At 33.4% G+C, this 23459-nt stretch carries 25 protein-coding genes; 18 read left to right on the plus strand and 7 right to left on the minus strand.

Going from position 1 to position 23459, the window contains the following annotated elements; translation table 11 throughout:
- Positions 1-101: 101 nt before the first annotated feature.
- Both AC3IS6_RS05290 and AC3IS6_RS05295 read right to left on the minus strand, forming a co-directional pair.
- Positions 102-629 (minus strand): ORF6N domain-containing protein, encoded by a 528-nt coding sequence (locus tag AC3IS6_RS05290; RefSeq protein ID WP_489163987.1) that lies wholly within the window; start codon positions 627-629, stop codon positions 102-104.
- Positions 630-670: 41 nt separating this feature from the next.
- Positions 671-1981: a phenylacetate--CoA ligase family protein gene (locus tag AC3IS6_RS05295; RefSeq protein WP_489163988.1), complete on the minus strand. Its 1311-nt coding sequence runs from the start codon at positions 1979-1981 to the stop codon at positions 671-673.
- A 134-nt stretch (positions 1982-2115) separates the two neighbouring features.
- Between AC3IS6_RS05295 and purD the strand changes: the two genes are divergently transcribed.
- The gene (gene purD, locus AC3IS6_RS05300; RefSeq protein WP_489163989.1) at positions 2116-3390 is read left to right on the plus strand and encodes a phosphoribosylamine--glycine ligase; all 1275 of its coding nucleotides are present in this window, start codon (positions 2116-2118) and stop codon (positions 3388-3390) included.
- On the opposite strand, the gene AC3IS6_RS05305 is transcribed toward purD, so the two are convergent.
- Positions 3382-3612 carry a DUF6341 family protein gene (locus AC3IS6_RS05305; RefSeq protein WP_017496855.1) on the minus strand — a complete coding sequence of 77 codons (231 nt, stop codon included), beginning with the start codon at positions 3610-3612 and terminating at the stop codon, positions 3382-3384. The two genes, purD and AC3IS6_RS05305, sit on opposite strands and share 9 nt — an antisense overlap.
- Positions 3613-3751: 139 nt before the next feature.
- Between AC3IS6_RS05305 and AC3IS6_RS05310 the strand changes: the two genes are divergently transcribed.
- Complete coding sequence (locus tag AC3IS6_RS05310) at positions 3752-4681, plus strand: DUF6427 family protein (RefSeq protein WP_489163990.1); 930 nt, start codon at positions 3752-3754, stop codon at positions 4679-4681.
- Here the strand turns inward: AC3IS6_RS05310 and upp are convergent.
- Positions 4676-5329 (minus strand): uracil phosphoribosyltransferase, encoded by a 654-nt coding sequence (upp, locus tag AC3IS6_RS05315; RefSeq protein WP_489163991.1) that lies wholly within the window; start codon positions 5327-5329, stop codon positions 4676-4678. The genes AC3IS6_RS05310 and upp overlap by 6 nt on opposite strands.
- Before the next feature lie 111 nt (positions 5330-5440).
- On the opposite strand from upp, the gene AC3IS6_RS05320 reads away from it, so the two are divergent.
- Both AC3IS6_RS05320 and AC3IS6_RS05325 read left to right on the plus strand, forming a co-directional pair.
- On the plus strand, positions 5441-6046 hold the full coding sequence (locus tag AC3IS6_RS05320) for a DUF4254 domain-containing protein (RefSeq protein ID WP_173968135.1): 606 nt from the start codon (positions 5441-5443) through the stop codon (positions 6044-6046).
- A 40-nt stretch (positions 6047-6086) separates the two neighbouring features.
- Positions 6087-7094, plus strand: coding sequence for a glycosyltransferase family 9 protein (locus tag AC3IS6_RS05325; protein WP_489163992.1), 1008 nt, complete (start codon positions 6087-6089; stop codon positions 7092-7094).
- Here the strand turns inward: AC3IS6_RS05325 and AC3IS6_RS05330 are convergent.
- The 3 genes from AC3IS6_RS05330 to AC3IS6_RS05340 all read right to left on the minus strand — a co-directional run bounded on the left by AC3IS6_RS05330 (position 7083) and on the right by AC3IS6_RS05340 (position 9132).
- Positions 7083-7496: a hypothetical protein gene (locus AC3IS6_RS05330; RefSeq protein ID WP_489163993.1), complete on the minus strand. Its 414-nt coding sequence runs from the start codon at positions 7494-7496 to the stop codon at positions 7083-7085. The genes AC3IS6_RS05325 and AC3IS6_RS05330 overlap by 12 nt on opposite strands.
- A gap of 149 nt (positions 7497-7645) precedes the next feature.
- On the minus strand, positions 7646-7954 hold the full coding sequence (locus tag AC3IS6_RS05335) for a hypothetical protein (RefSeq protein WP_489163994.1): 309 nt from the start codon (positions 7952-7954) through the stop codon (positions 7646-7648).
- Between the two features lie 125 nt (positions 7955-8079).
- A complete protein-coding gene (locus AC3IS6_RS05340) occupies positions 8080-9132 on the minus strand; it encodes a ferredoxin--NADP reductase (protein ID WP_291286390.1) in 1053 nt (350 codons plus the stop codon).
- A 127-nt stretch (positions 9133-9259) separates the two neighbouring features.
- Here AC3IS6_RS05340 and AC3IS6_RS05345 point away from each other — a divergent pair, with 127 nt between their 5' ends.
- The 14 genes from AC3IS6_RS05345 (at position 9260) to dut (ending at position 23413) form a co-directional block, all read left to right on the plus strand.
- Positions 9260-10720: a DUF5687 family protein gene (locus tag AC3IS6_RS05345; RefSeq protein WP_489163995.1), complete on the plus strand. Its 1461-nt coding sequence runs from the start codon at positions 9260-9262 to the stop codon at positions 10718-10720.
- A gap of 81 nt (positions 10721-10801) precedes the next feature.
- Positions 10802-11497: an ABC transporter ATP-binding protein gene (locus tag AC3IS6_RS05350; RefSeq protein WP_489163996.1), complete on the plus strand. Its 696-nt coding sequence runs from the start codon at positions 10802-10804 to the stop codon at positions 11495-11497.
- 88 nt (positions 11498-11585) lie between these two features.
- Positions 11586-14195 carry a type IX secretion system periplasmic lipoprotein PorW/SprE gene (porW, locus tag AC3IS6_RS05355; protein WP_489163997.1) on the plus strand — a complete coding sequence of 870 codons (2610 nt, stop codon included), beginning with the start codon at positions 11586-11588 and terminating at the stop codon, positions 14193-14195.
- Between the two features lie 2 nt (positions 14196-14197).
- Entirely contained in the window at positions 14198-14626 is a 429-nt protein-coding gene (locus AC3IS6_RS05360; RefSeq protein ID WP_489163998.1) for a bactofilin family protein, read from the plus strand.
- The gene (locus AC3IS6_RS05365) at positions 14574-14801 is read left to right on the plus strand and encodes an AtpZ/AtpI family protein (RefSeq protein ID WP_264525845.1); all 228 of its coding nucleotides are present in this window, start codon (positions 14574-14576) and stop codon (positions 14799-14801) included. Before AC3IS6_RS05360 ends, AC3IS6_RS05365 begins: the two co-directional genes overlap by 53 nt.
- A 567-nt stretch (positions 14802-15368) precedes the next feature.
- Positions 15369-16547, plus strand: a complete 1179-nt coding sequence (gene atpB, locus AC3IS6_RS05370; RefSeq protein WP_489163999.1) for a F0F1 ATP synthase subunit A — start codon at positions 15369-15371, stop codon at positions 16545-16547.
- A 33-nt stretch (positions 16548-16580) separates the two neighbouring features.
- The gene (gene atpE, locus AC3IS6_RS05375; RefSeq protein WP_008465835.1) at positions 16581-16778 is read left to right on the plus strand and encodes an ATP synthase F0 subunit C; all 198 of its coding nucleotides are present in this window, start codon (positions 16581-16583) and stop codon (positions 16776-16778) included.
- Positions 16779-16867: 89 nt separating this feature from the next.
- Positions 16868-17368: a F0F1 ATP synthase subunit B gene (locus AC3IS6_RS05380; RefSeq protein WP_026727280.1), complete on the plus strand. Its 501-nt coding sequence runs from the start codon at positions 16868-16870 to the stop codon at positions 17366-17368.
- Between the two features lie 4 nt (positions 17369-17372).
- Complete coding sequence (gene atpH, locus AC3IS6_RS05385) at positions 17373-17906, plus strand: ATP synthase F1 subunit delta (RefSeq protein ID WP_489164000.1); 534 nt, start codon at positions 17373-17375, stop codon at positions 17904-17906.
- Positions 17907-17944: 38 nt separating this feature from the next.
- Positions 17945-19522 (plus strand): F0F1 ATP synthase subunit alpha, encoded by a 1578-nt coding sequence (gene atpA, locus AC3IS6_RS05390; RefSeq protein WP_053472983.1) that lies wholly within the window; start codon positions 17945-17947, stop codon positions 19520-19522.
- Between the two features lie 89 nt (positions 19523-19611).
- Complete coding sequence (gene atpG / locus AC3IS6_RS05395) at positions 19612-20472, plus strand: ATP synthase F1 subunit gamma (protein ID WP_173968123.1); 861 nt, start codon at positions 19612-19614, stop codon at positions 20470-20472.
- A gap of 476 nt (positions 20473-20948) precedes the next feature.
- Complete coding sequence (locus AC3IS6_RS05400; RefSeq protein WP_489164001.1) at positions 20949-21395, plus strand: GNAT family N-acetyltransferase; 447 nt, start codon at positions 20949-20951, stop codon at positions 21393-21395.
- Between the two features lie 94 nt (positions 21396-21489).
- Positions 21490-22950 (plus strand): lipopolysaccharide biosynthesis protein, encoded by a 1461-nt coding sequence (locus tag AC3IS6_RS05405; RefSeq protein WP_489164002.1) that lies wholly within the window; start codon positions 21490-21492, stop codon positions 22948-22950.
- A 28-nt stretch (positions 22951-22978) separates the two neighbouring features.
- Positions 22979-23413 carry a dUTP diphosphatase gene (gene dut / locus AC3IS6_RS05410; RefSeq protein ID WP_173968120.1) on the plus strand — a complete coding sequence of 145 codons (435 nt, stop codon included), beginning with the start codon at positions 22979-22981 and terminating at the stop codon, positions 23411-23413.
- Positions 23414-23459 lie beyond the last annotated feature (46 nt).

A 23459-nucleotide genomic window follows, 5' to 3' on the forward strand; every position in this document is an offset into this window, starting at 1 on the left:
TTTAAAACGTTCTTTTGGCAAAAGTAAAGTTTAAATTGAATTCTTTGTCGATTGAAAGACTTTCTTCAATATCTAAGTGTGATTTTTGGAGAATTAATGAACTATTTTTTATATCCAATTTTTACTCTCTCACTTTCATTTTCATTTTTCTCTGTTAATTCATCTAAATAGGAAAAAACCAATTCAATATTCTTGTCATGATTTTCTAATTTCTTTTGAATTTGTAGAATATCAACTTTAATTTCTGTTGTGTCCAGAAGCATTTGTCTCACTTTTGTGAAAATACGCATGATTTGGATGTTGGTTTGAATTGCTTTGTCGCTATTTAAAATGCTTGAAAGCATTAATATTCCATGTTCTGTGAATGCCATTGGGGCATAGCGCAAACCCATCTTTTCAGAATTGGAGGTCGCAAATTGCGACCTCCAATTTTCAAATTCTATTTTGGTGAGTTCAAACATGAAATCAATTGGAAAGCGGTTTCGATTCCTTTTGACTTGTTCTTTTAATCGTTTAGTTTCCACATCATAAAGCAATGCCAAATCACGATCCAACATCACTTTTTGATCGCGGATGTAATATATTTTATTAGAAATAGTTTCTTCTGAAAGTAAAGATTGATCCTGCATAAGTTTTTAATTAGAAAAACAAATGTAAGATTTTATTTATATTAAAGATAAGATTTAAATTGTTTTAACTTTCCACTTTTGCTTCTTTCTAAGACGGTTTTCCGGGTAAAACTAAAATGTAAATTGGGTTCTAAATACACAGCAATTGCCTGTTCTATTTTTTGAATTTGAGTTGCACTTAATTCAACATCACTTACATACTCAATTTCAAAAGAATTTAAATGTATTTGTTTGATGATAAATTCTTTAACATTTCCGTCATCTTCAATAATGCTTTTGGTTACGTAATAAAAGGTTAGACCAGGTGATTTTTTGCCGCTTGGCAGAATTGCAATGTCGTTGGTTCTTCCAACCAGTTTTTTTAGAATAGGTTTTTGCAGTGTACTTTTTTTGTCTAAAATTCCAATATCACCAATATCATATCTGATAAAGGGATGCGCTTTGTTGAATAAAGAGGTGATCACAATTCGACCTTCGTTACCGTAAGGCAAAACCTGATTGTTTTCGTCTAAAATTTCAACAAACAATGTTTCAGCATTTACTTGCCACTCTCTATTTGGGTTTTCAAAAGCAATCAAATCCAATTCTGAAGCGCCATATTCATTGATAACAGGAATTCCGAATTGTTTCTGCAAGAGTTTTTTATCCGATTCAAAAAGCATTTCCGAAGTAACAAAACATGCTTTTAAAGAGGGACAAATTTCTTTTAAAATTAGATTATTTTGTTCTAAGTATTTGGCAAACAAAACGATTGAACTCGTATAACCGTTGATATAATCGAATTTTTTAGTTTTAAACTTTCGGATAAATTTTTCAAGAACAGCATCGGATAAATCAAAAACCGTAAAGCGAAAACGATGCGTCAAAAAATCTTTAATCCGTTCTTTATGATAGCCAGTAAAATCCATCGGAATACCATAAAAACGAGCCTGATACGAGCGATTAAAATCGATATGGTACCAGCCGAAACGCATAAAAATAGAAGTCCAGGTTAGGGCATGGCAGTATTTATCTTTAGCAAAAACAAAAGGAGTGCCACTGGATCCGGATGTTTTGTTGAGGTATATGTTTTTTCTGGAATAACCTTTTGAGAGCCTCTCTTCGAGTGGTTTCTGTAAATTTTGTTTGTTTAAAACAGGCAAATTTTCCCATTTCAATTCGGTTATATTACCAACTAATTCTTTATAAAAAGAGTTGTTTTCCAGATGAAAAGCGACAATTTCTTCTTTTTTATTCTGAAGAAAACGAACATATTGTGCTTCAGATAAATTCTTGATTTCATCCAATTCGGCTTTGGCTTTCTTTATCGGAAAACCATTTAATTGTAGCGAAATATCGAAAATAGAAATCATTTGAAGGATCAATTTTCGTCAAAAATAATATTATACAATTACTAACAGAGAAGAATCAACAACTTTTTAAGATTTAATTATTTTTTACGTACAAAAGCAATTATTTTTGCACCACAACTAAATACAACTATACCATGACAATTTTACTATTGGGATCCGGCGGAAGAGAGCATGCTTTTGCGTGGAAAATGACTCAGAGTCCACTTTGCGAAAAACTTTTTGTTGCACCAGGAAATGCAGGAACGGCAGCAATTGCTACAAACGTTGCAATGTCTCCAACAGATTTTGATGCGATTAAAGCATTTGTAATTCAGGAAAATGTAAAAATGGTGGTCGTAGGACCGGAAGATCCTTTGGTAAAAGGGATTTACGATTATTTTAAAAATGACGAGAGTTTACAACATATTCCGGTTATTGGACCATCAAAATTAGGAGCTCAATTAGAAGGAAGTAAAGAGTTTGCTAAAGAGTTTTTAATGAAACATAATATTCCAACTGCGGCTTATGACAGTTTTACTGCCGAAACAGTAGAAAATGGGTGTGCTTTCTTAGAAACATTACAGCCTCCATATGTTTTAAAAGCAGACGGTTTGGCAGCAGGAAAAGGAGTTTTGATTATTCAGGATTTAGAAGAAGCTAAAACAGAATTAAGAAACATGCTGGTTCATCAAAAATTTGGAGCAGCGAGTTCAAAAGTAGTTATCGAAGAATTTTTGGACGGAATAGAATTAAGTTGTTTTGTTTTAACTGATGGAAAAAGCTATAAAATTTTACCAACGGCAAAAGATTACAAACGTATTGGCGAAGGTGACACAGGTTTAAATACAGGTGGAATGGGAGCTGTTTCTCCGGTTCCTTATGTTGATGCTGTTTTGATGGAAAAAATTGAAACACGTATCGTAAAACCAACCATTGAAGGTTTCCAGAAAGATGGAATCGAATATAAAGGATTTGTATTTATTGGTCTGATCAATGTAAAAAACGAACCAATCGTTATTGAGTACAATGTAAGAATGGGAGATCCTGAGACTGAAGTTGTAGTTCCAAGATTACAATCAGATTTAGTTGAATTGTTCCTTTCAGTAGCCAATCAAAAATTAGATTCATTCGAATTACAGGTTGATCCGAGAAGTGCGACTACAATTATGGTGGTTTCTGGCGGATACCCGGAAGATTTTGAAAAAGGAAAAGTAATTACTGGTTTAGAAAACATTACTGATTCTATTGTTTTTCATGCAGGAACAAAACTAGAAGGCGAGACTATCGTTAGTAATGGAGGACGTGTACTAACCGTAACATCTTATGGAGACGATTTCCAACAGGCCATAAAAAAATCTTACCAAAATATAGATAAACTAAATTTTGATAAGATGTATTTTAGAAAAGATATTGGCTTCGACTTACTTTAAAAAAGAGTGAGCTGTAGTATCTTGGTTTTCAGTTCCGGCGTCATCAAAAATGCGTAATTGTTTGATCCAATAAACGATTGCGCATGAACAGATGATCATAAAAATCCAGTTAATAGTATTAGCACCAAACCAGGTAACAAGTTCCAAACGACGTAAAAAATCAAGTGGAGCGAATAAAATGTTTACGAATAAGTACTGTATTCCTTCAAAAAAAGCGGTCATAATTTTATAAAATTATATGTTATTATTGTTTTTAACGCATTGAAACCAGAAGTCTAGTAGTAGAATCTTTTTTCAACTTGTTGGTTTTCCTTTTTAAACAAGTATTATATTTACAATCACAAAAGTATAAAATATCCTTATGATAACAAGTGTTTTTAAAAAATCTACGCCATTAAATTATTCATTGGTCGTAATTTTGATACTGGTTTTCTTTTTTCTTTTTCAAATTCAGGAACCATCATGGGTGAGTTCTTATTTTTTGGCGTTCCAAAAAGTGAGTTTGTTGTGCTTTATTTTGGCGTCTTTTTTCCTGATTAATTTTATCGTAAAAAAGAACGGACTTAGTAAAGACAATGGATACGCGATATTTTTTTACTTATTGTTTCTATTGTTTTTCCCCACGATATTTAACAATGCTAATGTAATATATGCGAACTTTTTTGTACTGCTGGCACTTCGAAGATTGATTTCGCTGCAATCTTTAAAAGCTTCAAAAGAAAAAATATTCGATGCTTCATTTTGGATTTTAATAGCTTCTTTATTTCAATTTTGGTGTATTCTCTTTCTGATTTTAGTTTTTATCTCCATCGTTTTTCATGTTTCGAGAGATTATAGAAACTGGATTTTACCATTTATAGCGCTTATTGCGGTATCGATAATCTTTTTATTGATCTCCTTAATCTTCCAGATTGATATAACTGAGTTTTTTCAGAAACGTGCTGTAATCGATTTTAATATTGATTATTTCAAGAGCAATTACGAAAACGGAGCACTTTCAATCTATGTGGCTGTATCTTTATTTTTTGTAGTTTCGATGCTGATGACGTTGTCTAATCGACCGCAAATACTACATTCTTCATACAAAAAAGTAGTAGCATGTTTTTTTATTGCGGCCTTTGTGTACATTCTTTCAACAGATAAAAGTAACGATTTACTCTTCTTTAGTATTGCACCTTTGACCATCATGGCAGCAAGTCATGTAGAGTATATGCAACAAAAATTGAATAACGAAATTGTATTTTATGTGTTGATTTTGTGTAGTTTATTTACATTTTTCTCTCAGTTATAATTTACTTCCGTAAGCAAGATCGCCTGCATCACCAAGACCCGGAACAATGTAGTTCTTTTCATTTAGCTTTTCGTCTAAAGAAGCGACCCATAAATGACAGTTTTCAGGAAGATTTTCCTCAAGAAAAGCAACGCCTTCTGGTGCTGCGATAACCACTACAATATGAATTTCTTTTGGAGTTGCATTTTGAATGAGTTTTTCGTGAACTGCAAGAATAGACTGACCTGTTGCCAGCATTGGATCAAGAAGTAAAACCGTTTTGTCGTTTATGTTTGAAACCGCTTGATATTCAACCCGGATTTCAAATTCAGCATCGTTATTTGGATGATACCTACAGGCCGAAACAAAGCTGTTTTCGGCATGGTCAAAGTAATTTAGAAAACCATTATGCAACGGTAAACCAGCTCTTAAAATAGAACATAAAACCAAATCACTTTCTATTTCGGTAGTTTCTTTAATGCCTAACGGAGTTTGAATTTCGACATTTTTATAAGCAAGATCCTTGCTCAGTTCATAAGCCATAATTTCGCCAATTCGTTCAATATTTCTTCGAAAACGCATACTGTCGTTCTGAACATTTACATTTCTGATTTGGCCTAAAAAATGATTTAAGACACTGTTGTTTTTGGAGATATAATGAATTTTCATAATGAAATTTTAGAATTATGGATATATTGTAGTGCAATAACGAAAAATTAATCGTTTTCTTCACACCATAAAAGTATAAAAAGTATCTTTGTGTCTCTAATAAATAAAGACATGTTTTCAAAATTAGCATATTCTGTTTTCGAACAAAGCATCAAAGATTATCACCAATTTGATAATGTTGATCAACCTATAAACAATCCTTACCCAAAGGATAAGTTTGAGCATTTATTGTATTTAAAAAACTGGATTGACACTGTTCAATGGCATTTTGAAGATATTATTCGTGATCCGAAAATCGATCCGGTAGCTGCTCTGACTCTAAAAAGAAGAATCGATGCCTCAAACCAGGAACGTACAGATATGGTTGAATACATCGACAGCTACTTTTTGCAAAAATACAGTGATGTAAAAGTAAAAGATGGCGCAAAAATCAATTCTGAAAGTCCGGCATGGGCTTTTGACCGATTGTCTATTTTAGCTTTAAAAATTTATCACATGCATGAAGAAGCCACTCGTGCTGAAGCTTCACAAGAACACAGAGATAAATGTCAGGAGAAATTAAATGTGCTTTTAGAGCAAAGAAGCGATTTGTCTACTGCGATTGATGATCTATTGACTGATATTGAAAATGGAGATAAATTCATGAAAGTGTACAAACAAATGAAAATGTACAATGACGATGAATTGAATCCCGTTTTATACCAAAACAAAAAATAATTTGGCAGAGTTGTCCAATAGAATAAAGCATATTGCCGTCATGAGACTATCCGCAATGGGAGATGTCGCCATGACGGTTCCTGTTTTGCGCGCTTTTGTAAAACAGTATCCAACGGTTAGAATCACCGTAATATCGCGTCCGTTTTTTAAACCCTTTTTTGAAGGAATTCCTAATCTTGATTTTTTTGCTTTTGACGAAAAAGAACGCCACAAAGGATTTGCAGGGCTTTTAAGATTGTACGCTGACGTAAAAAAACTTAAAATTGATGCTTTTGCAGATCTTCATAACGTTCTGAGATCTAAAATTATAAGTCTTTTTTTCGCTTTAAGCGGAAAAAAAAGAGCCACAGTTGATAAAGGCCGTGACGGTAAAAAAGAACTAACGCGCGCCGAGAATAAAATTTTTAAGCAATTGCCAACCATGTTTGAAAGACACGAAAAAGTCTTTGAAAAACTCGGTTTTCCTTTAGATTTATCAAATCCGGAATATCCTGCAAAGGCAGAATTAAGTTCAGATATTTTAGAAATCATTGGCAACCAAAACCAAAAATTAATTGGGATTGCACCTTTTGCCCAATACGATTCTAAAGTTTATCCGCAAGATCTGATGCAGGAAGTTATTGCTAAACTGGCCGAAAATAAAGACTATAAAATTTTACTTTTTGGAGGAGGAAAGAAAGAAATTGAAATTCTGGATTCCGTTTCAGAACCATTTAAAAATGTAATTAATATGGCTGGAAAAATTAAATTTCAGCAGGAATTACAACTTATTAGTAACTTGGACGTCATGCTTTCTATGGATTCCGGAAATGCCCATATTGCTGCAATGCTGGGAGTAAAAGTCATCACACTTTGGGGTGCTACACATCCGTATGCGGGATTTTTACCATTCGGACAAACTCTGGAAAATGCTTTGGTTTCAGACAGAAATCAATATCCAAAATTACCCACATCGGTTTATGGAAATAAAATTGTTGAAGGTTATGAAGACGCTATGAGATCGATTGCTCCAAAAGATATAGTAGAGAAGATTCAGTTAAGCATATAATCCATTTAAATCATAGAGAAAATATCCAATGGTTTTCTTTTTGTTTTTATTGGCAACAATTACAACAAAATGATTTTCTTTTTCTGTAGAGAGCAAAATGTGCTCAAAATCTTCGGTTGAATTTCTGTAGATTTTATGCACCAGTTGAGATTCTTTAACTTTGCTCGATAGTACTTTGGCAGCTTTTAATTTGCTTATATAAGGCCAAATATTAAAAGTATTCCTATCAGAAACCGTTATTTCGGTCATTTTACCAATCATTGTGGCACTATATTTCTCTTTGCTAAGTAATTTTGGTCCTTTTTTATTTCGTTGTTTTTTAATGATAAAGTAGATACAAAAAAGAGCTGTAATTACAAAAAGTGCTATAAATGATAAACGAAGTATGTGATGTATTGTCATGATATTTAATATTTAAACGTGTTGACAAATTCGATTTAGCTCTACAAATCTCCGGAAGAACAGGAGATTGAGATTGCTTTAATTTTACCCCTAATATAATGAAAATTTAGTAATATTTTAGAAAAAAAACAGCTTTATTGTAATTACAATTATAGCCAAATCTTCTCATCCTGGCATCTACCATAAATATAACTTTTTAGATTCGAAATCGTGGCTTGATAATTTGGTGCTTCATAACCAAACCGTTCGTGCTCCATTTGTTCTTTTTCTATAGCATCGCAGCCTTTTATAACTTCTTTGAGCATATCCAGCATGGCGAGTTCTTTGTTGTTTGTTTTCTGAAATTTAAATTCTATAAGTTCATCCTGAAGTTCTTCACAATATTCTACAAGTTTCTCAACCTCAGGATCATCTAAAGGATATTCTTTGTTTTTAAAAATTTCCTTTGCCGATTTCATAGCGCAATTTTTTAGTCTCGAATTCCAATTTTACAAAGATTACTAATACTTATAAAACAAAAAAAATTCCAAATCCCAATTGTAAGTTTGGAATTTGGAATTTGAATATTTTGACATTTTAACGTCTAAACATCGTCATAATCTACATAAATAGACTCTGAAGTTGGATGTGCCTGACAGGTTAAAATTAAACCTGAAGCGATTTCCTTATCAGTTAAAATAGAGTTTTTAGTCATTTCAGCACTTCCTGAAGTTACACGAGCCAGACAGCTGCTGCAAATTCCACCCTGACAAGAGTAGGGAGCGTCGATACCTTGTTTTAAAGCTGCATCAAGGATTGTTTGTTTTTGAGACATTTCGAATGAAACTTCATCATCATCTACCAAAACAGTAATTTTGGTATGCCCTTCTAATGAGGTATTTATTTTATTTTCCTGTGTAGAAGAAGTAAAAAGTTCAAATTTAATAGCCGATTCTTTTACATTTTTCTCTTTCAGAATTCCCGAAACCGTATCGATCATTTCCTCCGGTCCGCAAAGGAAAAATTTATCAAATTGCAGTTCTTTGTGTTTGTTATTCAGAACAAAATTTACTGCCGATTTATCGATTCTGCCAAACAAAGCATTTTCGGCTTTAGCCTGACTGAAAACATAATGCACAAAAAAGCGACCTACATATTGCAATTGTAAATCGTGTAATTCCTGATAAAAAATAGTTTCGTCTGGAGTTTTATTTCCATAAACCAATACAAATGAGCTTTTTGGTTCGCTTTTTAAAACCGATTTTATAATAGAAAGAACAGGAGTAATTCCGCTTCCTGCTACAAAAGCTGCATAGTTTTTTTGTCTTTCAGCATCCGGTTCAAAAGTAAATTTTCCTTCCGGATGACCTACTTCAAGAACATCTCCTGCCTTAAGTCTGGTATTGGCAAATTGAGAAAACAAACCATTTTTTACTGCTTTTACAGCAATGCGTAATTCACCGCTTTCCGGTGCAGAACAAATTGAGTAAGCACGACGAATCTCTTGATTGTCAAGAGTTAATTTTAAATTTATGTATTGTCCGGCTATAAATTTATAGTCCGGTTTTAGTTCTTCGGGAACATTAAAAAGTACAGAAACAGCATCGGCAGTTTCACGTTTTACCTCTTTAATTATTAGTTTTAAGAATGAAGGCATGATTGTATTTTTTATGCAAAAGTAGCAAACGATGGTTAATTCACAGGCACTAAGTTATTATTTTTAACTTTTTTTGTAACGTTTTCTTACATTTGACCACATACTAAGAAACTCAAAACAATTAACCATGATTAAAAAGTTTATTTATCTGGAATGGAAAGCCTTTGTTAGATCTGCATCATTTGGCACAAGTGTCGTGATGAAAGTTTTGATAGGTTTTTTAATGGTCTATTTTTCGTTGCTTTTTGTCGGAGCAGGGGTAGGGGCATTTTATATTCTAAAAAAAATGAATCTTGAACCGTTAGTGACCGTCAATCAATTTTTGATTTATTATTTTCTTTTCGATCTGGTCATTCGTTTATTGATGCAGGCAATTCCCGTGTTGAATATCAAACCCTTGTTGATTTTACCTTTCAAAAAACCAACCATCGTTCATTTTTCATTAGGCAAAACAGCTTTGTCTTTTTTTAATTGGGTTCATGCGCTCTTTTTTATTCCTTTTTCAATTGTGCTAGTTCTGGAAGGTTATGATCCTTTGGGGGCTATCTTTTGGTTTTTAGCTGCGTTCTCCTTAATCTATATCAACAATTTTTTGAATATTATTCTAAGCAATATTGATAAGTTATTTGTTGTTTTTGTTGGAGCAATTCTTGTTTTAGCAACAGCTCAATATTATAAACTTTTTGATATTACCAGTTTTACAACACCGGTTTTCCTGGGATTTTATGCTGTGAAAGGATTGTTTTTGATTCCAGTTTTAATCTTAGTTGGGCTTTATCTGTTTACATTCAAGTACTTCAAGAATAATTTGTTTTTAGATGCCGGACTTTCTAAAAAAGAAGACATTGCAACGACTGAAAATCTTTCCTGGCTGAATCAATTTGGAACTTTGGGAACTTTTCTTAAAAATGATATCAAATTAATTAAGAGAAATAAAAGGTCAAAAACGACTATATTAATGAGTTTTTTCTTTTTGTTCTACGGATTAATCTTTTTCGGAAACAAACAGCAGCCGGAAGTGATGAATATTTTTGCCGGAATATTTGTTTCGGGTGGATTTTTGTTTGTCTTTGGTCAGTTTGTACCTAGCTGGGACAGTTCGTATTACCAGCTAATGATGACACAAAACATTCCGTATCGCGGTTATATCACGTCAAAATGGTGGCTGATTGTGATTGCTACTTTTATATCGACCATACTTTCTTCTTTCTACCTTTTCTTTGGATGGGAGATTTATTTAACCGTTGTTGTTGGCGCTATTTATAACATAGGAGTCAATTCACATCTGGTACTTTTGGGTGGTGCCTTCACAAAAACACCAATCGATCTAAGTTCGGCAGGAGGTGCTTTTGGAGATAAAAAAGCATTTAATGTTAATGCCATGCTTTTAACGTTACCTAAGATATTATTGCCTTTAGGACTTTATGCAATCGGACTTTATTTAGGAAACAAAACCATTGGATTAGCACTTGTGGCAGGTGCCGGAGTTTTAGGCTTTGTTTTTAAAGACAAGGTTTTTTCTCTTATCGAAAAAAGATATAAAGTAGAGAAGTACAGTACGATAAGCGCTTATAAACAAAAAAACTAATTAGTTAATTAAAATGGATCGCATATAATTGAAAACCAATTAAATTAACGATTAAACAAATCAACAATTAAACTTTCAAAAATGATACAAGTAAATCAACTTTCAAAAAAATATAACGAAATAACAGTTTTAAACATTAACAATCTAGAAATTCCAAAAGGGCAGAGCTTCGGATTGGTGGGAAACAATGGAGCAGGAAAAACTACTTTTTTCAGTTTATTGCTAGATTTGATTCAGCCTTCCACAGGGAATATAAAAAACAATGATATTCAGGTAAATACAAGCGAAAATTGGAAATCTTTTACAGGATCATTTTTAGATGAAAGTTTCCTGATTGGATATTTGACTCCAGAGGAATATTTTTATTTTATCGGAGATTTGCGCCATCAGAATAAAGCAGATATTGATGCTTTGCTGTTAGAGCACGAAGAGTTTTTTAACGGAGAAATCCTGAACAATAAAAAATACCTGAGAGATTTATCTAAGGGAAATCAGAAGAAAGTGGGTATTATTGCAACACTTATTGGAAATCCTGAAGTCGTTATTTTAGATGAGCCTTTTGCCAATTTGGATCCGACAACTGTGAGCCGATTAAAAAAGATCATTAAAGATCTGGCCGATAATCCAAATGTTACGGTGCTGGTTTCCAGTCATGATTTGCAGCATACAGTAGAGGTTTGTGATCGAATTGTAGCATTAAATAAAGGAGAAGTGGTGAAGGATATTCAGACTTCAGAAGAAACCTTACAAGAACTGGAATCGTTTTTTGCTGTATAAGTTTCTATATTTCAAAAAGAAGCGTATTTTTACAAGTCAATATACTAAAAATCCTTTTTAGAAGTTAATTGATATAAACTCTTTTCTATTGAAAAAGAATACTCTTAAATATAGTTTTTTTATCGTTTTTTTATTCTTTTTGATAGCCTGTTCTACCAAGAAAAATACTTTTTTGGCCAGAAATTCCCATGCGCTTAGTACAAAGTACAACATTTTGTATAATGGCGGAATAGGTCTTGACAAGGGATTAAAGGCTATTCAGGCCAACAATCAGGATAATTTCTGGAAAATGCTTCCGATCGAAAAAATGCAGATCGATGAGAATTTTTCGGAAGGAGAAAAAGCGAAGAATGCTGATTTTGAAAAAGCCGAGACGAAGGCAACAAAAGCCATTCAGAAGCACTCTATGAATATTGGAGGAAGAGAGCGAAATTCACAAATTGACGAAGCCTATCTGATGCTTGGAAAGGCCAGATACTACGATCAACGGTTTATTCCCGCTTTGGAGGCATTCAATTATATTTTGTACAAATACCCCAACAGCAGTAATATCTACACGGCAAAAATCTGGCGTGAGAAAACCAATATGCGCTTAGGCAATGATGCTATTGTAGTAAAAAACATCAACTTGTTATTAAAAAATACAGATCTGAACAAACAGACTTTTTCGGATGCAAATGCTTTATTGGCAGAAGCCTATTTAAATTTAGAAGAAAAGGACAGTGCGGTTACCAAACTTAAAATTGCGGAAAAGTTTACCAAGATAAATGAAGACCGTGCACGGTACCGTTTTATCTTAGGGCAGATGTATCAGGAAGCCGGAATAAGAGACAGTGCCTTTTATTATTATGACGGTGTGATCGATATGAATCGAAAAGCCGATAGAAAATACATGATGCATGCCTATGCAAAAAAGGCGCAAATGTTTGATTATAAAAACGGAGATCAGGATTTGTTTATAGAAATGTACAATAAATTACTGGCAGATCGTGAAAATAGACCCTATCTTGATGTGTTATTTTATGAAATGGGAGTCTTTTTTGATAAAAATGATGAGCAGCAGGATGCCTTATTTTTCTATAATAAGTCACTGGGAAGAAAATCAAAAGACCCTTATTTGGTTGCTTCGACCTATAGGAATATTGGGAATATGTATTTTAAGAACACCAATTATTCGGTGGCTGCCAAATACTACGACAGTACATTAGTAAAATTAGATCCTAAAACCAGAGAATTTGCTTTTATTCAAAAAAACAGAAAAAATCTGGACAACGTAATTAAATACGAAGCGATTGCAAAACGTAATGACAGTATCATTAAAGTATATGGTTTGCCTCCTGCCGACAGAAAAAGTTATTTTAACGATTATATCGCAGCACTTAAAGAAAAAGATGAGGCGAAAAGAATCTTAGAAGAAAAAGAAAAGGAAAAATTAGCCAATATTGATCGTAACACAAATGCCAACGGAGGGCCAACAGCTGTAAATCCGCAAGCTGTAGGAACCAGTAATCCCGGTATAGGAATGTTTAATCCGCCATCAGGAAACGAAACAGCAAGTACAAGTACTTTTTACTTTTACAATCCGACTACTGTTGCTTATGGAAAATTGCAATTTAAGAAGATATGGGGTAACAGAGTTCTGGAAGGAAACTGGAGACTGGCAGCAGTGAAATCAGTAAATACTGCAGCGTTAAATGATACTTTGAATAATGATGCAAATAAACTGAAAGACACTATCGTAGTTGAAAAATACACCACTGATTTTTATGAAAAACAACTTCCTCAAACACAGGCTGCAATTGATAGCATTGGTGTAGAGCGTAATTTTGCGTACTATCAATTAGGACTGATTTACAAAGAGAAATTTAAGGAATATAATCTGGCAAGTGATAAACTGGAACAATTGCTAAAAAATAAACCGGAAGAAAAACTGGTTTTGCCAGCGATGTATAATTTGTATAAAATATATCAAATTACCAATCCTGCACGCGCAGAAAGAATAAAATCGGATATCATAACCAACTACCCAAGTTCGAGATATGCACAAATCTTAAATAATACGAATGCAGGAGATTTGGCCTCACCGGATAAAGAATACCAAAAATGGTACAAATTGTATGAGGAGGAACAGTTTGATACCGTCTTAGACAATATTGACAACCTGATTAATCAATATTCAGGAGATGAAATTGTTTCTAAGTATGAATTGTTAAAAGCCAATACTTTAGGTAAAGTAAATGGTTTGGCTGCTTATAAAAAAGGTTTAGAATCTGTTGCCGATAACTATCCGAACAGTGATGAAGGTAAAAATGCGCGTGAGATTTTAGAAAAGCAAATACCGAGCTTAGAAAAAATGGATTTTACTTCAGTAGATAGTAAAAACTGGAAAATTTTATATGTAGTTCCTAACAACGATTCTAAAACTCGTAAAAAGATTGAAGAAGCAATTAGAGTATTTTTGTTAGTTGAAAACTATGAGAGGTTAACAACTTCTTTTGATAAATACAACAGAACCGAAAGTTTTGTGGTTATTCATGGTTTAAAATCAGAGGCTTACGCCAAAGATATTTCAGGAGTTTTTAGAGATGATAAAAAGTATAAAATATCAAATCCGGCAATTATTATTTCAAGTGATAATTACAAATTGATTCAAATTAAAAAAAATCTCGAAACCTACTTAGCCCCAAAAACCCCATAATCATGTTTGACAAAGTAAAAAAAAACGGAACAGAACTTTTAGGAAAAACAAACCGAATAGTTGAAGGAACCTCTATCATCGGAGATATCGTTTCTAAAGACGATTTTAGACTAGATGGAGAATTGATAGGAAATTTTACTTCGCAAGGCAAATTGGTTATAGGAGCCTCCGGCATTGTAAAAGGAGAAATTGTTTGTAATAATGCTGATATTGAAGGCGTGTTTCAGGGAAAAATTAAAGTTTTAGAAGTCCTTAATATAAAAGCATCGGCACAGATTCATGGAGAAGTTGCCATAGGAAAACTGTCTATAGAACCAGGTGCGAATTTTACTGCTACCTGTACCATGTTAAATCAGACCAAAGAAGTAACCCTAAAAGATGGAAAAGGAACCGAACAAAAACAAAAGGAACAAGTGGCTTCCACTTATTAACATTCCTGTTCAAATGGGAATTATAATTTTTTTATTTTCCTATTTTGGTACATGGCTGGATGAAAATCATCCGAGCCCAAAACTATCTTACAACACCATTTTTGTAATGATTGGGGTTGGATTAGCACTATATAATGTTATTCGCCAGGTTAATGAAATCAATAAAACAAAGTAATTGATCTATTTAGGAGCTTTAAATAAATAGTGCATCTTTGCAGAAAATTATTTTAAATGTTAGTAAAAAGCTACAAACCCATTTTATATTTATTCTTCTTTGCATTGGCCGCTTATGTAGTGCACAAAGCATTATTTTTATTTTTAGACATTAATGCCCAAAATTTTTATTACAGTATAGAATTTTTGTATTTGATTTTTTTCGGGCTATCTGCGCTTTTATACCTTATATTATTAATAGTAAAGAAAAAGAACTTTGAAGTTATTGGAATGGCTTTTCTGTTCGGAACCTTTACACAGATGTTAGTAGGATATCTAATTTTAAGGCCCATTTTAAAAAACAAAAGCGGTGAGGTGATGGCTGAAAAAATCAATTTTTTTATAACATTTATTTTGTTTTTGTTATTTGAGACGCTTTTAACTGTCCGATTATTAAATGAAAAGCGTTAAAATAGGGATTCTGTAAAACAACGTTCAAAAATAATTTTTCATATCCTTTTGAATATTAATAAAAAATGTACCTTTGCACCAAATTTTAGAAACGTAAAAAATAAGATTTTTAACAGATATGGTGATTTCAAACAAACCGCTCAAATTTATTCTTGCAGCTTTAGTAGCTTGTTCTCCAGTAATGAGTTTTGCAAATTCAGAGAATGACTCAACGCATGTACATACTGAGGCAGCTCATGAAGAAAAAGTAATTTCACATAACGCACCTTTGGAAGGTGAGCATGCAGCTCTTGATCCGAAAGCAAAAGTGGATGCTTTTATTGATCATCACTTACAAGATTCTCACGATTTTGTTTTCTTCTCAGATGAAAAAGAAAATAAACAATACGGTTTTCCATTACCTGTAATTCTTTTTGACGGAGGTTTGAAAATTTTCTCTTCTTCAAAATTACACCACGGTGAAGCAGTTGCTGAAGTTGATGGAAACTTTTACAAACTGGTTCACGGTAAAATTTACAAAACAGATGCTGCCGGAACTATTACTTTAAATGATCACGGACATCCGGAAAACGAAAAGCCATTAGATTTTTCTATTACTAAAAATGTAGTGTCAATGCTTTTTGTTTCGGTACTATTATTTTTGATGTTTACCGGATTAGCAAAATCATACAAAAAAGGACCAATCCCAACTGGATTCGGAAGAGTATTAGAACCGCTTATTATTTTCATCAGAGATGAGATCGCAGTTCCAAATATTGGAGAGAAAAAATATAGAAAATTTATGGGTTACCTGTTAACTGTATTTTTCTTTGTGTGGTTGTTAAACTTATTAGGTATGACTCCACTTGGAATTAACGTTACAGGAAATATTGCAATCACAGTTTGTTTAGCTGCGTTTACTTTTATCATTACTCAGTTTAGTGCAAACAAAGAATATTGGGGACACATCTTCTGGATGCCAGGAGTTCCAGTTCCGATGAAAATTATTTTGGCTCCAATTGAAATCTTAGGAACATTGACAAAACCATTTGCATTATTAATTCGTTTGTATGCAAATATTACGGCAGGTCACGTAGTAATTATGAGTTTGATCGCTATGATTTTCGTAGGTAAAAATTTAGCAGCAGATTTACCAATCTCTTTAGGACTTACATTATTTATTTCGGTAATCGAAGTTTTAGTTGCATTTTTGCAGGCGTTCATTTTCACAATGTTATCATCATTGTTTATTGGTATGGCAGTTGCTGACCACGACCACGATCATGATCACGGTCACGAAGACAATGTTATTATTTAATTTAGAAGTTTAATTTTATATATATAAATACTTATGGGAACAATTCCAACTTTAGTAGGTGCAGGTTTAGTAGTAATCGGTGCTGGTTTAGGTCTAGGTAAAATCGGTGGATCTGCTATGGACGCTATTGCTCGTCAGCCAGAAGCTGCTGGTAAAATTCAAACTGCGATGATTATTATCGCGGCTTTATTAGAAGGTTTAGCATTTGCTGCTTTAATCTTAGGAAAATAATAAAGAAAGAACTAACAACATCTTTAACGGTTGGTTAAAGGTGTTGTTACTTTTAAAAAAAGAAATTAAATATTTAATATAGTTATAAAATGGATAAGTTAATTAACGATTTTTCATTCGGTTTATTCTTTTGGCAAGCTCTAATCTTGTTGGTTTTAATTTTACTTTTAGTAAAGTTTGCCTGGAAACCAATTATGGAATCTATCACAGCAAGAGAAGAAGGTATTAAAAATGCATTACTTTCTGCAGAAAATGCAAAGAGAGAAATGGAAAACTTACAAGCTGACAATCAAAGAATTTTGAATGAAGCTCGTGCAGAGCGTGACGCGATGCTAAAAGAAGCTCGTGAAATGAAAGAGAAAATGATTGCTGATTCTAAAAACGAAGCACAAGAAGCTGGTCAAAAAATGATTGAGCAAGCTAAAGCTGCTATCGAAAGTGAAAAGAATGCTGCTATGGCTGAATTGAAATCACAAGTTTCAACTTTATCATTAAGCATCGCTGAGAAATTATTGAAAGAAGAATTATCTAACAAAGAATCTCAAACTAAATTAGTAGAGAAAATGTTAGGTGACGTAAAGCTAAACTAAGATTATGGCAAGTACAAGAGCAGCAATTCGTTATGCAAAAGCAATTCTGGACTTAGCAAACTCTAAAGGTGTTGCCGAAGCTGTCAATAACGATATGAAGTCAATTGCAACAGCAATTGGGAGTAATTTAGAACTGAGTACCTTTATTCAAAACCCAACTACAAAAGTTGAAGTTAAAGAAAGTGCTCTTTTAGAAGTTTTTGCAGATGTAAATGGTGTAACTAAAGGGTTATTTCATTTATTGTTTGAAAACAAAAGATTTGAAATTCTGGAAGCTATTGCTTTAGAATACAAAAAAATATTTGACGAAGGTAACGGTGTTGAAGTAGCAAAAGTTACAACAGCAATTCCAATGGACGCAGCTTTAGAAGCTAAAGTTTTGGCAAAAGTTGCTACTTTATCAGATAAAAAGATAACAATTGAAAATACAGTAGATCCATCTATTATTGGAGGATTTATTTTAAGAATAGGGGATCAACAATACAATGCTTCTGTTGCAAACAGATTGCAGGTATTAAAAAGAGAGTTAAGTAATTAGTTTTATTACACATAAAAGTGTCTAAATTATAAATTAAGATGGCGGAAATCAAACCTGCTGAAATTTCAGCAATATTAAGAAAGCAAGTAGAAGGTTTTGAATCTGGTGCTACGCTAGAGGAAGTAGGAACAGTACTTCAAGTTGGAGACGGTATTGCTCGTATTTACGGGCTATCGAATGTACAATATGGTGAGTTAGTTGAATTTGACAACGGACTTGAAGCTATTGTATTGAACCTTGAAGAAGACAATGTTGGTGTGGTACTTTTAGGACCATCAACTGGAATCAAAGAAGGATCAACAGCAAAAAGAACACAACGTATTGCTTCTCTTAAAGTAGGTGAGCAAATGGTAGGACGTGTAGTAAACACTCTTGGTTTTCCAATTGATGGAAAAGGACCAATTGGTGGAGACTTATATGAAATGCCTTTAGAAAGAAAAGCACCTGGTGTTATCTTCCGTCAGCCGGTAACTGAGCCATTACAAACAGGAGTAAAAGCAGTTGATGCTATGATCCCGGTTGGTCGTGGACAACGTGAGCTTGTAATTGGTGACCGTCAAACAGGTAAATCAACTGTTTGTATCGATACAATCTTAAATCAAAAAGAATTTTACGATGCAGGAAAACCTGTATTCTGTATATATGTTGCAATTGGGCAAAAAGCTTCAACTGTAGCAGGAATTGCTAAAATGTTAGAAGAGAAAGGTGCAATGGCTTATACAGTTATTGTTGCAGCTAATGCTTCTGATCCAGCTCCAATGCAAGTATATGCTCCTTTCGCAGGTGCTGCAATCGGAGAATATTTTAGAGATTCAGGTCGTCCGGCTTTAATTGTTTATGACGATTTATCTAAACAAGCTGTTGCTTACCGTGAGGTTTCTCTTTTATTAAGAAGACCACCGGGACGTGAGGCTTACCCTGGAGACGTTTTCTACTTACACTCTCGTTTATTAGAGCGTGCTTGTAAAGTAATTGCTGATGACGGAATTGCTAAAAACATGAACGATTTACCAGATTCTATCAAGTCTATCGTAAAAGGTGGTGGTTCGTTAACTGCTTTACCAATTATCGAAACTCAGGCTGGTGACGTTTCTGCATATATCCCAACAAACGTAATTTCAATTACAGATGGTCAGATTTTCCTTGATGGAGATTTGTTCAACTCTGGAGTTCGTCCTGCGATTAACGTAGGTATCTCTGTATCTCGTGTTGGAGGTAATGCTCAGATTAAATCAATGAAAAAAGTTTCCGGAACTTTAAAATTAGACCAGGCTCAATTCCGTGAATTGGAAGCTTTCGCTAAATTTGGTTCTGACTTAGATTCAGTTACATTAAACGTAATTGAAAAAGGTAAAAGAAACGTTGAGATCTTGAAACAAGGTTTGAATGATCCTTATACTGTTGAAAATCAAGTAGCTATTATCTATGCAGGTTCTAAAAACTTATTAAGAAATGTACCTGTAAATAAAGTAAAAGAATTTGAAGCTGATTTCTTAGCTTACTTAAACAGCAAACATAAAGATACGCTTAACGCGTTAAAAGCTGGTAAGTTAGATGACAACATTACTGATGTTATCGAAAAAGCAGCAAAAGAAATTTCAGCAAAATATAACTAATTAGATAATTAGTAGATTAGATAATTAGAGAATGTTTCGCATTTTTCTAATTATCTAATTTGCAAATTGTCACATTTTCTAATTAATAGATGGCAAATTTAAAGGAAATCCGTAATAGAATTACTTCCGTTTCATCGACGATGCAGATCACATCGGCAATGAAAATGGTTTCTGCTGCAAAGCTTAAGAAAGCACAAGATGCAATCACTGCGATGCGCCCTTATGCCGAGAAATTAACGGAGTTATTGCAAAATCTTTCGGCTACACTTGATGGTGAAGTTGGAGGTGATTACACTACACAACGTGAAGTAAAAAAAGTATTGCTTGTAGCTATAACTTCAAACAGAGGTTTATGTGGTGCATTCAATTCTAACGTAATTAAAGAGGTTAAGAATCGTACCGAATTTTACGCAGGAAAACAAGTTGACGTTTTTGCTATTGGTAAAAAAGGAAATGATGTTTTAAGTAAAACGCATAAAGTACACGGTCATCATAATGCAATTTTTGATCATTTAACTTTTGAAAATGTTGCCGGAATTGCTGATAATTTAACAGAGAAATTCTTGTCTGGAGAATATGACAGAATCGAATTGATCTACAATCAGTTTAAAAATGCTGCGACACAAATTGTTCAAACAGAACAGTTTTTACCGTTAGCTCCAATTAAATCTGATGCAGCAGTTTCTACAGGAGATTATATTTTCGAACCTTCAAAAGAAGAAATCGTGTTGACTTTGATTCCAAAATCATTAAAGACACAATTATATAAGGGAATTCGCGATTCATTTGCTTCAGAGCACGGAGCGCGTATGACAGCAATGCACAAAGCAACTGACAACGCAACTGAATTAAGAAACCAATTGAAATTAACTTACAATAAAGCACGTCAGGCTTCTATTACAAACGAAATCTTAGAGATCGTTGGTGGAGCGGAAGCTTTGAACGGATAAGAAAATTTCATTATAAGAAAAAGCAAAAGAGCCGACATTTCAATGTCGGCTCTTTTTATATATAGGGTCGTTATTTTTTTAGACCTTGGTTATAAAATGGTGATTCTCAATTTAGTCAAAAACAGAGAATCAATACCATTTTATAAAATCACCAATAGCTTTGTCTTTTATGGGAACAAACTAGCTTTATTAGTCCCGATGCTCTGTTTTTTTAAGGGTTACATTTCAGCAGAATCAGTCCCTGTGCTTTGTCTTTTATAGGAACAAACTAGCTTTATTAGTCCTAATGCTTTTCTTTTTTGAGGGTTGTATTTTAGCTTTTTCATTCCCTTTGATACAAAGTTAAGACAGAAGAGGTTCTGGAAATTTATAGAATTTTCAAACTTTTTTATACATTTTACAGGTGCAGTTGTGGTTCAATTTTGTGAGGAGCTATGAAAAAAATTGAGTATTTTTGAAATCTATTTTTTTAAACAATGAAACTACAAATACAAGAACTCACTACAGTCGAAGAAATGCTGGGACAAATTGAAACCATGCGATTTCTTTATCCTAAGCTTACCGTCGAAAAGTACACAGCATATCTTTCAGAAATGGTTCCACATAACTACATCCAAATAGGTGTTTTTGAAGATGGAGTTTGTTTAGGAATTACTGGTTGCTGGTCGGCTACGAAACTATGGACAGGAAAATATCTTGAAATAGACAATTTTGTCGTAAATCCCGAGGTTAGGTCAAAAGGTATTGGCAAATTACTAACGGAGTATATCGAACAAAAAGCTTTAGATTTAGATTGCAGTAGCATCGTTTTGGATGCTTTTACCGGAAATTTTGCTGCACATCGTTTCTATTATAATCAGGGATATGGACCAAGAGGTTTTCACTTTGTTAAAATTTTGGACGAAAAAAAATTAACTCAATAAAATTACCGGCAAGTTTTTTTATTGAACCTACAAAATCAATAATAAACCAAAGAATTGGTTATTTTTGTTTTATAAATTTTATTACAGACATATTTTGGGATTATATAAAAATCTATTCAAACAAACTGCTATTTACGGACTGGCAACGGTTTTGCCGAGAATGCTAAGTTTTCTATTAGTGCGATTATATACAGGTATTTTACCAACTGCAGAATACGGTGAGGTATCTATTGTTTTGTCTTGGATGGTTTTCTTTAATGTGGTGCTTTCCTACGGAATGGAAACGGCATTTTTTAGATTTTATAGTGCCGAAGAGGATAAGAAAAATGTAATAGCAACGTCTACGATTTCGATATTCTGGTCGTCCATAATTTTCTTATTTGCAGCCTTAATTTTTAGAAATACACTGGCAACTCTGGCCGAAGTAGATGTGCAGTATATCACTTACACCGTATGGATCCTGGTTTTAGATGCTTTGGTTTTAATACCTTTTTCTAAATTAAGAGCCAATCAGCGACCTATGGTTTATGCGGCGATTAAAATAGGTAATGTTGTAATTAACTTATTACTGAACTTGTTTTTCCTGATGTATCTTCCTAAACTGGCAGCATCAAACCCTAATTCTGTTTGGGATAATTTGTATGTCGAGAACTTCCAGATTGCCTATATATTCATTGCAAATTTGCTAGCGAGTTTAGCCACTTTTATCGTTCTTTCCCCTAACTACCTTTCCCTTGGAAGAAAATTTGATCCGATACTTTGGAAAAAAATGATGAAATACGGTTTACCGATTTTAGTTGCGGGACTTGCATTTGCGGTTAACGAGCATTTCGATAAAATTTTATTGGGCTATTTATTGCCTGAGAATCTTGCAAAATCTGAGGTAGGAGCTTATTCCGCTTGTTATAAACTTGGATTGTTCATGGTTTTATTTGCTACGGCGTTTAGATTAGGTATTGAGCCTTTCTTTTTCAGTCATGCAAAAAACGAAAATGCGCCTCAGACGTATGCTGTAATTACTAAATATTTTGTGATTCTGGGTTCGTTGATTTTATTGGGTGTTATTGTTTTTGCCGATGTTTTAAAATATTTATTGCTGGATAATAAATCCTATTGGGAGGCAATGAAAGTAGTGCCGCTAATCATTCTGGCGAATTTCTTTTTGGGAATTTACAACAACCTCTCAGTTTGGTATAAACTAACAGACAAAACACAAATCGGAGCTTATATCTCTATTGTAGGTGCGATCGTAACTCTGGTTTTAAATTATATTTTAATTCCAAAATACAGTTATTACGGCTCTGCAATTGCTACCATCTCTGCTTACGGAAGTATGATGCTGATTTCTTATATTTTAGGAAACAGATACTATCCGATACCTTATGATATGAACAAAATTGGAGCTTATTTAGGTGTTTCAATCGTATTTTCAGCTATTTCATTTTATGGATTTAGAGAAAATTATTTTGTTGGAATCCCTTTATTTTTGGGCTTTGTTTATTTTGTTTATCACAATGAAAAACAAACAATCAAAGGAATGATGAATAAAAAGTAATAGTACTTTTTAACCTTTTATAATAAAAATGAAAATACAAATTATCAATAAATCACAGCACGCTTTACCCAACTATGAAACTATTGCTTCGGCTGGAATGGATTTGCGTGCCAATTTAACGGAAGTTATTACGTTAAAACCTTTAGAAAGAACCATTGTAAAAACCGGACTTTTTATTGAGCTTCCTATTGGTTATGAAGCACAAGTGCGACCAAGAAGTGGATTGGCTGCGAAAAAAGGCGTAACCGTTTTAAACTCGCCCGGAACCGTTGATGCAGATTATAGAGGTGAAATAGGCGTAATTTTAGTAAATTTATCAAATGAAGAATTTGTAATTGAAAATGGGGAACGTATAGCACAACTTATAATTGCAAAACACGAAAGAGCAGAGTGGATTGAAGTTGAAGAGCTTTCAGAAACGTCAAGAGGAGAAGGCGGATTTGGTAGTACAGGAGTAAAATAGAAATTTAATAATTTAATAATTGAAAAATTTAAAAAACAGCAAATCT

The sequence above is a fragment of the Flavobacterium sp. KH_035 genome (assembly GCF_057839565.1).

What these genes read in the sequence shown, in the direction of transcription:
- AC3IS6_RS05290 (WP_489163987.1), bottom strand. Translation starts at nt 629, where the DNA reads ATGCAGGATCAATCTTTACTTTCAGAAGAAACTATTTCTAATAAAATA.
- AC3IS6_RS05295 (WP_489163988.1), bottom strand. Translation starts at nt 1,981, where the DNA reads ATGATTTCTATTTTCGATATTTCGCTACAATTAAATGGTTTTCCGATA.
- purD (WP_489163989.1), top strand. Translation starts at nt 2,116, where the DNA reads ATGACAATTTTACTATTGGGATCCGGCGGAAGAGAGCATGCTTTTGCG.
- AC3IS6_RS05305 (WP_017496855.1), bottom strand. Translation starts at nt 3,612, where the DNA reads ATGACCGCTTTTTTTGAAGGAATACAGTACTTATTCGTAAACATTTTA.
- AC3IS6_RS05310 (WP_489163990.1), top strand. Translation starts at nt 3,752, where the DNA reads ATGATAACAAGTGTTTTTAAAAAATCTACGCCATTAAATTATTCATTG.
- upp (WP_489163991.1), bottom strand. Translation starts at nt 5,329, where the DNA reads ATGAAAATTCATTATATCTCCAAAAACAACAGTGTCTTAAATCATTTT.
- AC3IS6_RS05320 (WP_173968135.1), top strand. Translation starts at nt 5,441, where the DNA reads ATGTTTTCAAAATTAGCATATTCTGTTTTCGAACAAAGCATCAAAGAT.
- AC3IS6_RS05325 (WP_489163992.1), top strand. Translation starts at nt 6,087, where the DNA reads ATGAGACTATCCGCAATGGGAGATGTCGCCATGACGGTTCCTGTTTTG.
- AC3IS6_RS05330 (WP_489163993.1), bottom strand. Translation starts at nt 7,496, where the DNA reads ATGACAATACATCACATACTTCGTTTATCATTTATAGCACTTTTTGTA.
- AC3IS6_RS05335 (WP_489163994.1), bottom strand. Translation starts at nt 7,954, where the DNA reads ATGAAATCGGCAAAGGAAATTTTTAAAAACAAAGAATATCCTTTAGAT.
- AC3IS6_RS05340 (WP_291286390.1), bottom strand. Translation starts at nt 9,132, where the DNA reads ATGCCTTCATTCTTAAAACTAATAATTAAAGAGGTAAAACGTGAAACT.
- AC3IS6_RS05345 (WP_489163995.1), top strand. Translation starts at nt 9,260, where the DNA reads ATGATTAAAAAGTTTATTTATCTGGAATGGAAAGCCTTTGTTAGATCT.
- AC3IS6_RS05350 (WP_489163996.1), top strand. Translation starts at nt 10,802, where the DNA reads ATGATACAAGTAAATCAACTTTCAAAAAAATATAACGAAATAACAGTT.
- AC3IS6_RS05360 (WP_489163998.1), top strand. Translation starts at nt 14,198, where the DNA reads ATGTTTGACAAAGTAAAAAAAAACGGAACAGAACTTTTAGGAAAAACA.
- AC3IS6_RS05365 (WP_264525845.1), top strand. Translation starts at nt 14,574, where the DNA reads ATGGAAAAGGAACCGAACAAAAACAAAAGGAACAAGTGGCTTCCACTT.
- atpB (WP_489163999.1), top strand. Translation starts at nt 15,369, where the DNA reads ATGGTGATTTCAAACAAACCGCTCAAATTTATTCTTGCAGCTTTAGTA.
- atpE (WP_008465835.1), top strand. Translation starts at nt 16,581, where the DNA reads ATGGGAACAATTCCAACTTTAGTAGGTGCAGGTTTAGTAGTAATCGGT.
- AC3IS6_RS05380 (WP_026727280.1), top strand. Translation starts at nt 16,868, where the DNA reads ATGGATAAGTTAATTAACGATTTTTCATTCGGTTTATTCTTTTGGCAA.
- atpH (WP_489164000.1), top strand. Translation starts at nt 17,373, where the DNA reads ATGGCAAGTACAAGAGCAGCAATTCGTTATGCAAAAGCAATTCTGGAC.
- atpA (WP_053472983.1), top strand. Translation starts at nt 17,945, where the DNA reads ATGGCGGAAATCAAACCTGCTGAAATTTCAGCAATATTAAGAAAGCAA.
- atpG (WP_173968123.1), top strand. Translation starts at nt 19,612, where the DNA reads ATGGCAAATTTAAAGGAAATCCGTAATAGAATTACTTCCGTTTCATCG.
- AC3IS6_RS05400 (WP_489164001.1), top strand. Translation starts at nt 20,949, where the DNA reads ATGAAACTACAAATACAAGAACTCACTACAGTCGAAGAAATGCTGGGA.
- dut (WP_173968120.1), top strand. Translation starts at nt 22,979, where the DNA reads ATGAAAATACAAATTATCAATAAATCACAGCACGCTTTACCCAACTAT.